We start from the raw sequence: 13,083 nt of genomic DNA, 5'->3' as shown, positions 1-13,083 counted from the left end.
AATTGCACCGCGAATCGGGCGAAACTGAGGAAAACTTTATGCGTTTCCGGGGCTATCCTGTGACGCGGAAACATTGCGTTTCCACCATGGAAACCAAATTTAATCACCTGTTTTCAAAGGTTAGACACATCATATGCGCCAGGCGAACCGACGCCCAAAAGGCGACCGGAACCGGGCCTGCTTTGTGTCCGTCGCGCCCGGTGGCACGATCCGCGACGCGCCGCTTTGACGATGTGAGGCGGCGAAATCCGCACACCGGATCTGTAATCGCGACTCTTGCGTCGCGGCGCCAAAGGGCCGACATAGAACAAGACAGGGCAAATGGCCCGCGTCTCGAAACTCATTTTCCACACGGCCAGACAATCCGCTGGCTGCCCGGTCCTGCGCCATTTGGGGGCAAATTCGGTCACTCCGTGCCGATCCGCACGCCGGGATCATGCAGCGGGTTGGATTGGTTAGCGCTAACGCCTATAGCTTTCCCAAAGGCACCGAGCTTAGGAAGGAACACCCATGGCCCTCAACAGCACCGTCGCCCAGGTCACCGACCGCATCATCGCCCGCTCGCGCCCGACGCGCAGCGCCTATCTGGACCGCATGACCCGCGCGGTCGAGGCCGGACCGGCCCGCGCCCATCTGACCTGCGGCAATCAGGCCCACGCCTATGCCGCGATGGGCCCCGACAAGGCCGCACTTGCCGAAGACCGCGCGCCCAATCTGGGCATCGTCACCGCCTATAACGACATGCTGTCGGCGCATCAGCCGTTCGAGCGTTTCCCCGCACTGATCAAGGATGCGGTGCGCGCGGCGGGCGGCACCGCACAGGTGGCGGGCGGGGTTCCGGCGATGTGCGACGGGGTGACCCAGGGCCAGACCGGGATGGAACTGTCGCTGTTTTCACGCGACGTGATCGCGCTGGCCGCCGGCGTGGCGCTGTCGCACAACACCTTCGACGCGGCCGTGTTTCTGGGCGTGTGCGACAAGATCGTGCCGGGGCTGGTGATGGCGGCGGCGGCATTCGGCCATATCCCGGCGGTGTTCCTGCCCGCCGGGCCCATGACCTCGGGCTTGCCCAATGATGAAAAAGCCAAGGTGCGCCAGCAATTCGCCACGGGCGAAGTGGACCGCGACGCGCTGATGGCGGCTGAGATGGCCAGCTATCACGGGCCGGGCACCTGCACCTTTTATGGCACCGCCAACAGCAACCAGATGCTGATGGAATTCATGGGGCTGCACCTGCCCGGCGCCAGCTTCGTGAACCCGAACACCCCGCTGCGCGACGCGCTGACCGTGGCCGGCGCGGAACGGGCGATTTCCATCACCGCGCTTGGCAATGATTTCCGCCCCGCATCCCAGGTTCTGGACGAAAAGGCCTTCGTGAACGGCATTGTCGGACTGATGGCCACCGGCGGATCGACCAATCTGGTGCTGCACCTGCCCGCCATGGCACGCGCCGCCGGGATCGTGCTGGATATCGACGATTTCGCGGCTCTGGCGGCAGCCACACCGCTGATGGCGCGGGTCTATCCCAACGGACTGGCCGATGTGAACCATTTCCACGCCGCGGGCGGGCTGGGCTACATGATCGGCGAGCTGCTGGAGGCCGGGCTGCTGCATCCCGACACCACCACCGTGACCGGCGACGGGCTGGCCGACTATACCCGCGAACCCAAACTGGTCGCGGGCCGGGTCGCATGGCAACCGGGCGCAGGCAAAAGCCTGAACGACAAGATCCTGCGCCCCGCGCGCGACGCGTTCCAGCCCACCGGCGGGCTCAAAAGCCTGACCGGAAATCTGGGCCGCGGCGTGATCAAGACCTCGGCCGTGGCGCCCGAACGCCATGTGATCGAGGCCCCGGCCCGCATCTTTCAGGACCAAGAAGCGGTCAAGCTGGCCTTCCGCGCCGGTGAATTCATCAGCGACACCGTGGTCGTGGTGCGCTTTCAGGGGCCGCGCGCCAACGGGATGCCCGAACTGCACTCGCTGACACCGACACTGGCAGTCCTGCAGGATCGCGGCCTCAGGGTCGCGCTGGTGACAGACGGGCGCATGTCGGGCGCCAGCGGCAAGGTGCCCGCCGCAATCCATGTCTGCCCCGAAGCGGCCATGGGCGGACCGCTGTCCAAACTGCGCGACGGCGATCTGGTGCGGCTGGACGCGGTGGCGGGCACGTTGCAGGTGCTGGAAGACGGGTTTGACGACCGTATGCCGGTGGTGGCGGATCTGTCGGCCAACGGCCAGGGGCTGGGCCGCGAACTGTTCGAAAACTTCCGCCGGAATGTGGGCCTGGCAACCGAAGGAGCGGCGGTGGTGGTGTAACGGGGGCAGATTGCCGTCACATTGCGCGCCTTCGGCGCACGACATGCATTCGATTGGGGCGCTGCCCCAAACCCCGGGATATTTGCACCAAAGCAATTGGGAAAATGACATCCCGGTTTTGCTTTGGGCGAAATATCCCCGCCGGAGGCATACCGGCCCGCAGGGCCGCAAACCAATGGCTTGCGCCGCAGGCGCTCTGCCTGGTCAGGCCGCCCGGACTGCCAGCTTACTCTGAATGCGGCTTCTTGCCCAAATGCTTGCGCAGCCGCGAGGGCGTCGATTTCGTCTTGCCCTTATAGGGGTTCTTGTCGGCCTGCGACCGCAGCGTCAGCCGGATCGGTGTGCCGGGCATATCGAAATCCGTCCGCAGCCCGTTGATCAGGTAGCGCCGATAGCTTTCGGGCAGTTTTTCGGGATGCGAACACATCACCACAAAGCCCGGCGGGCGGGTCTTCACCTGGGTCATGTAGCGCATCTTGATTCGCTTTCCGCCCGGCGCGGGGGGCGGATGCACCTCGAGCATCCCGCCCAGCCAGCGGTTCAGCTGCGCCGTGGTGATGCGCCGGTTCCAGACCTCATGCGCCTTCAGGATCGCGCCATGCAGCCGGTCGAGCCCGCGGCCCGTCTTGGCCGAAACGGTGACCAACGGCGCGCCCTTGAGCTGCGGCAACAGGCGGGCGAATTCCTCTTTCAGCTCCTTGAGCTTGTCCTGCTTCGCGTCTTCCAGATCCCATTTGTTGACCGCGATCACCACCGCGCGACCCTCGCGCTCGGCCAGATCGGCGATGCGCAGGTCCTGCTGCTCGAACGGAATTTCCACGTCCAGCAAAACCACCACGACCTCGGCGAATTTGACGGCGCGCAGCCCGTCGGACACGGATAGCTTTTCCAGCTTTTCCTGCACCTTGGCCTTCTTGCGCATGCCCGCGGTGTCCCAGATCCGCACCGGAGTGCCGTCCCAGTCGAACTGGGTCGAGATTGCATCGCGGGTAATCCCGGCCTCGGGCCCGGTCAAAAGTTTATCTTCACCCAGCAAGGCATTGATAAGTGTGGATTTCCCGGCATTCGGCCTGCCGACCACAGCGATCTGCAATGGGCGCGCGGCACTCAGGACGCGCGCGCCGCCTTCGCCGTCTTCGTCGACATCCACGTCAACGTCGGGCACATCGGCGGCGGCTCGTTCGGCATAGGCATCGGCCAGCGGCGCCAGGATACTGTAAAGCTCGTTCATCCCCTCGCCATGTTCGGCGGACAGGCGGATCGGCTCGCCCAGTCCCAGCGCATAGGCCTCAAGCACACCGGCATCGGCGGCGCTGCCTTCGCCCTTGTTGGCGGCCAGGATCACATGCGCGGACTTCTTGCGCAGAATTTCGGCAAAGACCTCGTCGGCGGGCAGCACGCCGGCGCGCGCGTCGATCATGAACAGGCAGATATCAGCCATTTCCACCGCGCGTTCGGTCAGCTTGCGCATCCGCCCCTGAAGGCTTTCGTCGGTGGCCTCTTCCAGCCCGGCGGTATCGATCACCGTAAAGCGCAGATCGCCCAGCCGCGCCTCACCCTCGCGCAGGTCACGGGTCACGCCGGGCTGGTCGTCGACCAGCGCCAGGCGCTTGCCCACAAGGCGGTTGAACAGCGTGGACTTGCCCACGTTGGGGCGGCCCACAATAGCGAGGGTAAAGCTCATCTCCAGCTCCGAAGCGATTGCCGAACCGCCCGCCTACACCATTCCCGCGTCAGCGGAAAGCGTGGAGTTGGCCGTTCGACGTCACCAGGTACAGCGTGCCGTTCGCGATCACCGGATCGCTTGTCGCGCCGCCGCGCAGCTCGGTCGTGCCGAGCAGCTTGCCATCCTCGGGCGCGAAAAACCGGATCAGCCCGTCATCCGAGGCCACCACAAGCCGCCCGCCAGCCAGAACCGGCCCGTAATGGGCGTGAACGGATTTGAATTTCTTCGGCTTTTTCTTGACGAAATAGGGCAGATCGACGGCCCAGATCAGATCGCCGGTGGCCGCATCCAGCCGCACCAGCCTGGCCTCGTCCGACAGCAGGAAGACCGAACCGCCGACCGGCAGAACCGGGCTGTAGGATCCTTCCTCGGCGGTCCACAGCCGCTCGCCCCCCGCCGCCTTGATCGCCACGGTGCGGCCCGACTGACTGGCCACATAGATCACGTCGCCGTCGACCACCGGATCGCCGGTGATGTCGGTGATGGTGGAATAGACCCGGCCGCGCCGCTGGCCCGACACCGCAGCGCCCCAGACCCGCACACCGCTTTTGCGCAGGGTCGCCACCAGCTCGGACGAGCCGAACGGAAAGATTGCCAGCCGGTCGGTGACCGCAGGCGCCGCGCCACCGATCATGCCAGAGGGTGACGGCGTGCCGGGCAACTGCCACTGCACGCGCCCGTCCTCGGCCCGGATCGCCCAGGCGCTGTTGTCGCGCGACACCACATAGACCAGCCCGTCGCGATAGGTCGGCGCGCTGGTGATCACCGCATCGGTCTTTTGGGTCCAGATCTGCCGGCCGGTGGCCGGGTCCAGCGCCACCAGAAGACCGAAACCGCTGGTCGCGAACAGCCGCCCGCCGCCATAGGCCAGCCCGCCGCCGGTGGCGTCCTTGTTGGGTTCCGAGGCCGGGGTCAGATCGGCGGACCACAGCGGCGCGCCCGCGGTGGAATGCGCCATCACCTGACTGCGCGCATCCAGCGTGAAGATGCGGCCATCGGCCACCACCGGATCGGCGCTGATCCGGTATTTGGAGGTCTCGCCGGCGCCAATGTTCACGTTCCAGATTTCGACCGGTGCTGCGCCAAGCGCGGCATGGGTCGGCAGGTGCTGCGGGTTGCTTGCCTTTTGCGGCCAGTCGGCCTGGGTCTGCGGCGCCGGCAGGCGGATCGGAACCGCGCGGGCGACATCGGCCGCAGGCGCAGCCGCCGGGTCCGCCCCGGACAGCGAGTCGCGCACGTCGATACGCTCGCCTTCAAGGATCACCTCACGCGGGCCACAAGCCGCCAGCAGGCCAAGTATCCCAACAATCGCGACGCCCTGCGTGAATTTCACAGCCCCGTGCCCCCTCAGTGTTCGACGCGGTCTACAGCCACGCCTCATCCCGTGTTTCGTCCGTCTGGCGCGCCCCGGCTTCAGGACGCATCCTCCGGCATGCCACCCAGCGCCACAATCAACTGACTGGCGCGCTGACGCAAGCCCGGCGTCGCATCGCTGGCGGCAATCGCGTCGCGCAGATGGGCGATCGCGGTGTCGGTGTCGCCCGCCTCGGCCGCCAGCAGCGCCAGTTGCTCCAGCGCCAGCGGGCGATAGGGCTGTCCCGGTGCCGACAGTGGTTCCAGCGCGGCGCGGCGGGTCGCCAGCGGCGCGTCGGCGCCCTGCAGCATCACCAGTTTCAGCACCGCAAGCTGGCGATAGGCCACCGGCAGCGTCATATCCTCGGCCAGGGTCTGCAGCCGGGTCTCGGCGGCGGGGCGTTCGCCGGCGCCCACCTCTTCGCCCGCCGCCAGCAGCGCGACCAGCGCGTGCGCCTCGCCTTCGGCGGCGATGCCATCCAACGCCCGCACCCGGGCCGCCGGATCGTCGCCCGCGTCCAGCGCCCCCAGGATCGTATCGCCCAACTGCCGCGCCGCGGCCTGATCCTGCGCCTTGCGCCATTCCAGATAGGATGCGCCGCCGACGATCACGATCACCGCCAGAACCGCGATCCAGCCATAGCGGCGGAACAGCGCGAACAGCCTGTCGCGGCGGACCTCGTCGGTCACCTCGTCGATGAAACTCTCGGGATTGCTCATGCGCCTCACTCCACCCAACCGGGGCCTGCCGGGGCCGTCTTACCCCACAGCCGCCAAGCTTGCCAAGCCCTGCCGCCGCGATGCTTGCGCGACGGGGCCGATCAGCTTAGCCTTAACCGGATCGTTCAGCGCATGAAACCGGCGGGAGGGGGACAGGCCCGCACGGCGGTTTGACGAACGATCCGGTGCCGGAGGAGGCCGGTACCGGGGATCATGTCGAGGACTACATGCGAATTATATCTGTTCTGACCGCTCTTCTGGTAACCGTCGCCCTGTATCTGATGGTAATGGAGCGTGACCGCGTCCTGTCCTTCGCCGGCCGTCCGGCGCCCCCCCGGGCGACACAGCCCCCGGCCGCAGCCGATCAGCCCGCGCCCGAAGACCCGGCCCTGCGGCCGGTATCGGTCGTGGCACTCCATTCCGCGGCGCGCCCGGTTGACGATGTCGTGACCGTGCGCGGCCGGACCGAGGCCGCGCGCCAGGTCGAGATCCGCGCCGAGACCAGCGGGCGGGTGATTTCGGCCCCGCTGCGCAAGGGTGCCTTCGTCACCGAAGGCCAGCCCCTGTGCCAGATCGACCCCGGCACCCGCGCCGCCAGCCTGGCCGAGGCCGAGGCCCGGCTGCTGCAGGCCCGCGCCAGCCTGCCCGAGGCCGAGGCCCGCCTGACCGAGGCCCGCGCGGTTTTGGCCGAGGCCGAAATCAACGACAACGCCGCCGCGCGGCTGCAAGAACAGGGCTTTGCCTCGCAATCCCGCGCCGCGGCCACGGCGGCGGCAGTGTCGTCAGCGCGCGCCGGGGTCGAATCGGCCCGCGCCGCGCAGGACGGTGCGCGCGCGGGGATCAGCGCGGCCCAGGCCGCCGTCGCCGCCGCGCAGAAGGAAATCGAGCGGCTGACCATCGCCGCTCCCTTCGCGGGCGTGCTGGAAACCGACAGCGCCGAGCTGGGCACGCTGTTGCAGCCCGGCTCGCTCTGTGCCGAGGTGCTGCAACTCGATCCGATCAAACTGGTGGGCTTTCTGCCCGAAACCGAGGTCGACAAGATCGCCCCCGGCACCGACGCCGCCGCACGGCTGGCCACCGGCGCCGAAGTCGCGGGCCGGGTCAGTTTCCTGGGCCGCTCGGCCGATCCGGCCACCCGCACCTTCCGCGTCGAGGTCGAGATCGCCAATCCCGATCTGACGATCCGCGATGGCCAGACCGTCGAGATGGCGCTGTCCTCGGGCGATATACAGGCGCATCTGCTGCCGCTGTCGGCGCTGACGCTGGACGATTCGGGCCAGCTTGGCGTGCGGCTGGTCGCGGCAGGCAATACCGCGCTGTTCGTTCCGGTCGCGGTGCTGCGCGACACGGTCGGCGGCATCTGGGTGACCGGCCTGCCCGATAACGCCGACGTGATCGTGATCGGCCAGGAATTCGTCATCGACGGCGTGCCGGTGCGCCCGGTCTTCGACGGGGTGACGCAATGACCGGCATCGTCGACTGGGCCGCGCATCATTCGCGCATGGTGGTGGCCTTCATCGTGCTGTCATTGGTCGCCGGGATCAGCGCCTATACCGGCCTGCCCAAGGAGGGCGAGCCGGATATCGAGATCCCGGCGATCTTCGTCTCGGTCCCGTTCCCCGGCATTTCCGCCGCCGATGCCGAAAAGCTGCTGATCAAGCCGATGGAAACCGAGCTGTCCGACCTGGACGGGCTGAAGACCATGAGCGCCACCGCCCAGGAAAATTACGCCGGCATCGCGCTGGAATTCGATTTCGGCTGGGACAAAAGCAAGGTCATTGCCGATATCCGCGACGCGATGAATACCGCCGAGGCCAGCTTTCCGGCGGGAGCCGAGAAATACACCGTTACCGAGATCAACTTTTCCGAATTTCCGATCATCATCGTGAACCTGTCGGGCGCGGTGCCCGAGCGCACCCTGCTGCGCGTCGCCAAACAATTGCAGGACCGGCTCGAAGGGCTGGATCCGGTGCTGGAGGCCGGGCTGGCCGGCCAGCGCGACGAGATGCTGGAGGTGGTGATCGATCCGCTGCGGCTGGAGGCCTATAACGTCACCGCCGCCGAACTGATCAATGTGGTGGTCAGCAACAACCAGTTGATCGCCGCGGGCGAGATGACAACCGCATCGGGGGCCTTCGCGGTCAAGATCCCATCGTCCTTCGACGGGCCGCAGGATGTGTACGATCTGCCGGTCAAGACCCATGGCGACCGGGTGGTGACGCTGGGCGATCTGGCCGATATCCGCCTGACCTTTCAGGACCGCGAGGGCACCGCCCGGTTCAACGGCAACACCACGGTGGCGTTGCAGGTGGTCAAGCGCAAGGGCTTCAACATCATCGACACTGCCGACCTGGTCCGCGCCGAAGTTGCGGCGGCCCGCGCCGACTGGCCCGAGGATCTGCGCCAGGCGGTCACTGTGGGCACGTCGCTCGACCAGTCGCGCACGGTGAAATCCATGGTCGAACAGTTGCAGGGCTCGGTCCTGACGGCGGTGGCGATGGTGATGATCGTGGTGCTGGCCTTTCTGGGCACCCGTTCGGCGCTGCTGGTGGGGTTCGCGATCCCGACCTCGTTCCTGCTGTGCTTCGTGCTGCTGGGGCTGATGGATGTGGCGATCTCGAACATGGTGATGTTCGGTCTGATCCTGGCGGTGGGGATGCTGGTGGACGGCGCCATCGTGGTGGTCGAATATGCCGACCGCCGCATCGACGAGGGCGCCGGCCCGATGACCGCCTTCACCGAGGCCGCCAAGCGGATGTTCTGGCCGATCGTCAGTTCGACCGCGACGACGCTGTGCGCCTTTCTGCCGATGCTGTTCTGGCCCGGCGTGGTGGGCGAATTCATGGGGGTTCTGCCGGTCACGATGATCTTCGTGCTGTCGGCCAGCCTGGTGGTGGCGCTGATCTATCTGCCGGTGGTCGGCGGTGTGTCGGGCCGGTTTTCGCGGCTGCTGGAACAGGCCGCCGGGCAGTTGCGCCCGCTGCCCTGGCTGGCCCGCGCGGCCCTTGTGCCGGTGATGCTGGCGCTGGTGTTCATAGGCGCAATGCAGACGCTGAACCCCGATTACCTGATCGACACCACGCGCCTGCCCCCCGCCTTTCGCACCGTGCCGGGCGCGGTATTGTTCCTGCTTGGGGCGGCGGGCAGTTCGGTCGCGATCACGGCCGCGAAACTCCGCTGGCGGCGCGAACGGATCCGCGCCGGCTATCGCCGCAGCGTGTTTGGCCGGCTGCTGGCGCTGATCACCGGAAACCCGGTCATGCCGCTGGTCGCGGTCGGTGCCGTCGGTGCGCTGGTCGTCGCGATCTTCGCGGCTTACGGCCAGAACAACAACGGCGTCGAGTTCTTCGTGGACTCAGAACCCGAACAGGCCCTGGTCTATGTCCGCGCCCGCGGCAACCTGTCGTTGGAGCAAAAAGACCAGATGGTGCGCCAGGTCGAGCAGATCGTGCTGGCCGAGCCCGCGGTGGACAGCGTCTTTGCCTTCGCCGGAAATGGCGGGCTGAACCAGAACACAGGCGGCGCGCAACCGCCGCTGGACACGATCGGCCAGGTGCAGATCGAGTTGCAGCTTTGGGAAGATCGCAAACATGATCCGCAGATGGACGGCGATCTGGCTCTGGCGCGGATCGAGGCCGCGCTGACCGACATTCCCGGCCTCAAGGCCGAGATTCTGGCCCAGGACCGCGGCCCGGCCTCGGCCAAGCCGGTGCATCTGCGCCTGACCGGCGACGACTGGGACGATCTGATCGCCGCCACCACGCTGACGCATGAGCGGTTCGAGGCAACCCCCGGCCTGACCGATGTGGAAGACACGCTACCCCTGCCCGGCATCGACTGGCAGGTCGATGTGGATGTGGAACAGGCCGGGCGCTACGGCGCCGATGTCGCCACCGTGGGCGGGATGGTGCAGCTTGTCACCCGCGGGCTGCTGCTCGATACGATGCGGGTGCCCTCCTCGGACGAAGAGATCGACATCCGTGTGCGCCTGCCCGAAAAGGACCGCGTGTTGTCGACCCTCGACAGCCTCAAGCTGCGCACCGGCGACGGGCTGGTGCCGCTGTCGAATTTCGTCACCCGCCAGCCGGTCGCCAAGCTGGGCCGCATCACCCGCGTCGATGGCGCGCGCTATTTCGACGTCAAGGCCGCCGTGGCCGCCGGGCTGAGCAATGACAAGGGCGAGCCGATCAACCCCAATGAGCGGATCGCGCGCCTGACCGAGTGGCTGGAATCCGACCCGCTGCCGGCGGGTATCGGCTGGGAGTGGACCGGCGATCAGGAGGATCAGGCCGAATCCGGCGCCTTTCTGATGAAGGCGTTCGCCGGAACGCTGGCGCTGATGTTCATCATCCTGCTGGCGCAGTTCAACAGCCTTTACAACGCGGTATTGGTGCTGATCGCGGTGGTGCTGTCCACCGCCGGCGTGCTGATCGGCATGATGGTGATGGGCCAGCCGTTTTCAATCATCATGACGGGGACCGGCGTGGTGGCGCTGGCCGGGATCGTGGTGAACAACAATATCATGCTGATCGACACCTATCAGGAATTCTCGCGATATATGCCGCGCATTGAGGCGATCATCCGCACGGTCGAGGAACGGATCCGCCCGGTGCTGTTGACCACGGTCACGACCATGGCCGGGCTTGCCTCGATGATGTTCGGCCTGTCGTTCGACTTCGTCAATGGTGGCTATTCGGTCAACAGCCCCACCGCGCTGTGGTGGACGCAACTGGCCACGGCTGTGGTGTTCGGACTGGGGATCGCCACGGTGCTGACGCTGATTTTCACCCCCTCGATGCTGGCGTTGCGGGTGTGGTTCTGGTCTGGCGCCTATGGCTCGGTGCGGCGGCTGACGGCGCTGTCGCTGGGCCAGGGCAGCCGGGCCGCGCGTGATATCGCGCTGCACCGCGCCACGCGCAGCACCCGCGCCCCCGAAATCCTGTGGGAAGAGGATATCGCCGATCCGGTCCCCGCCGATCCCGACCAGATCGACGAACCGCAACAGATACCGCAGGGCGCAGGTGACAGCGACACCCCCGACACCGAAGGCGACAACCCGCTGCGCGCCGCCGAGTAACCCGGATCAGGCGGCGGCCTCGCCCTCCTCCTCGGCTTGCTGGCGCTGCCACATCGCGGCATAGCGCCCGCCGCGCGCCAGCAGCGCCTCGTGGCGGCCACGCTCGACGATCTTGCCCTGTTCCAGCACCACAATCTCGTCGGAATCGACGATGGTGGACAGCCGGTGCGCGATCGACAGCACGGTGCGGCCCTTGCCCATCGCCTTCAACTCGCCCTGGATATCGCGCTCGGTCTCGCTGTCCAGCGCCGAGGTCGCCTCGTCCAGCAGCAGGATCGGCGGGTTCTTCAGCAGGGTCCGGGCGATGCCCACACGCTGCTTTTCGCCGCCCGACAGTTTCAGCCCGCGCTCGCCCACCATGGTCTGATAGCCATCTGGCAACCCGGCCACGAAATCGTGGATCTTGGCGGCGCGCGCGGCCTCTTCGATCTCGGCGCGGCTGGCTTCGGGGCGGCCATAGGCGATGTTGTAATAGATCGTGTCGTTGAACAGCACCGTGTCCTGCGGCACCACCCCGATCGCGGCATGCAGGCTGTCCTGGGTCACATCGCGCAGATCCTGCCCGTCGATCAGCAGTGCGCCGCCATTCACGTCATAGAACCGGAACAGCAGCCGCCCGATGGTGGACTTGCCCGACCCCGACGGCCCGACCAGCGCCACCGAACCACCCGCCGGAACCGTCAGGCTGATGCCCTTCAGGATCGGCCGCGCGGCGTCATATCCGAACTGCACATCGCGCAGCTCGACCTTGCCGCCGGCGACCTTCAGTGCCGGTGCGCCGGGCTTGTCGGTGACCTCGGGCGGCTGGCCCAGCAGATCGAACATCTCGCCCATATCGACCAGGCTTTGCCGGATTTCGCGATAGACCGTGCCCAGAAAGTTCAGCGGCATGGTGATCTGGATCATGTAGGCGTTGACCATAACGAAATCGCCCACCGTCAGATTGCCCTGCTGCACCCCCATCGCCGCCAGGACCATCACCCCGACCAAACCGGCCGTGATCAGCAGCGACTGGCCGAAATTCAGAAACGCCAGCGACAGCGATGTCTTGATCGCGGCCTCTTCATAGCCCGCCATCGCCGCGTCATAGCGCCCGGCCTCGCGCGCCTCGGCGCCGAAATACTTGACGGTCTCGAAATTCAACAGGCTGTCGATCGCCTTCTGGTTGGCGTCAGTGTCCTGATCGTTCATCTGGCGGCGGATCTTCACCCGCCATTCGGTGATCTTGAAGGTGAACTGCACATAAAGCGCGATGGTGACCAGAACGATCGCCAGATAGCGCACATCGAACACCACGTAAAAGATGATCGCGACCAGCAGCAGCTCCAGCACCAGCGGCCCCACGCTGAACAGCAGAAAGCGCAGCAGGAATTCCACCCCCTTCACGCCACGCTCGATGATCCGGCTCAGGCCACCGGTCTTGCGGGTGATGTGATAGCGCATCGACAGCCGGTGGATATGGGTGAAGGTTTCCAGCGCCAGACTGCGCAGCGCGCCCTGCGCCACCCGTGCGAAAACCGCATCGCGCAACTGCTGAAAGCCCACATTCATCAGCCGCGCCATGCCATAGGCCACGGTCAGCCCGACCGCCCCCGCGCCCAGCATCCAGGCCGCCGACTGCCCCTCGCCGGCCAGCGCATCCACCGCCGCCTTGTACAAAAACGGCGTCCCGACCGAGATCAGCTTGGCCGCGACCAGCAAGACCAGCGACAGAACCACCCGGCGCTTCACCCAGCCCTGCCCGTCGGGCCACAGATACGGGCCGACGCGGGCAATCGTGCGCAGTGCGCGACCGCGTTCGAGTTTGGAAATATCGGCGGTGGTGGGTCTGGGTGACATGACGGCTACCTTGACTGCTCTCGCCGCGGACCCTAGTGCGCCATGCGACGAA

The 13,083-nt window shown here is 66.6% G+C and carries 7 protein-coding genes; 3 read left to right on the top strand and 4 right to left on the bottom strand.

Features of this window, described 5'->3' with window-relative positions; translation table 11 throughout:
* The first annotated feature begins 510 nt into the window (after positions 1-510).
* On the top strand, positions 511-2,316 hold the full coding sequence (gene edd, locus ACSR1C_RS15875) for a phosphogluconate dehydratase (protein WP_460260357.1): 1,806 nt from the start codon (positions 511-513) through the stop codon (positions 2,314-2,316).
* Between the two features lie 226 nt (positions 2,317-2,542).
* Here the strand turns inward: edd and der are convergent, their stop codons facing one another.
* From der to ACSR1C_RS15860, 3 genes are all read right to left on the bottom strand, one after another.
* Positions 2,543-4,000, bottom strand: a complete 1,458-nt coding sequence (gene der, locus ACSR1C_RS15870) for a ribosome biogenesis GTPase Der (RefSeq protein ID WP_460260356.1) — start codon at positions 3,998-4,000, stop codon at positions 2,543-2,545.
* Between the two features lie 49 nt (positions 4,001-4,049).
* Positions 4,050-5,375: a PQQ-like beta-propeller repeat protein gene (locus ACSR1C_RS15865; RefSeq protein WP_460260355.1), complete on the bottom strand. Its 1,326-nt coding sequence runs from the start codon at positions 5,373-5,375 to the stop codon at positions 4,050-4,052.
* A gap of 80 nt (positions 5,376-5,455) precedes the next feature.
* On the bottom strand, positions 5,456-6,115 hold the full coding sequence (locus ACSR1C_RS15860; RefSeq protein ID WP_460260354.1) for a hypothetical protein: 660 nt from the start codon (positions 6,113-6,115) through the stop codon (positions 5,456-5,458).
* 170 nt (positions 6,116-6,285) lie between these two features.
* Between ACSR1C_RS15860 and ACSR1C_RS15855 the strand changes: the two genes are divergently transcribed.
* On the top strand, positions 6,286-7,581 hold the full coding sequence (locus tag ACSR1C_RS15855) for an efflux RND transporter periplasmic adaptor subunit (RefSeq protein WP_460260353.1): 1,296 nt from the start codon (positions 6,286-6,288) through the stop codon (positions 7,579-7,581).
* Complete coding sequence (locus ACSR1C_RS15850) at positions 7,578-11,192, top strand: efflux RND transporter permease subunit (RefSeq protein WP_460260352.1); 3,615 nt, start codon at positions 7,578-7,580, stop codon at positions 11,190-11,192. Before ACSR1C_RS15855 ends, ACSR1C_RS15850 begins: the two co-directional genes overlap by 4 nt.
* A 6-nt stretch (positions 11,193-11,198) precedes the next feature.
* Here the strand turns inward: ACSR1C_RS15850 and ACSR1C_RS15845 are convergent, their stop codons facing one another.
* Positions 11,199-13,031 (bottom strand): ABCB family ABC transporter ATP-binding protein/permease, encoded by a 1,833-nt coding sequence (locus ACSR1C_RS15845; RefSeq protein ID WP_460260351.1) that lies wholly within the window; start codon positions 13,029-13,031, stop codon positions 11,199-11,201.
* Positions 13,032-13,083 lie beyond the last annotated feature (52 nt).

The organism is Actibacterium sp. D185-2, from assembly GCF_054954595.1.
The sequence above is the reverse complement of the archived record's forward strand: the minus strand, read 5'-3'. Positions and strand labels throughout refer to the sequence as shown.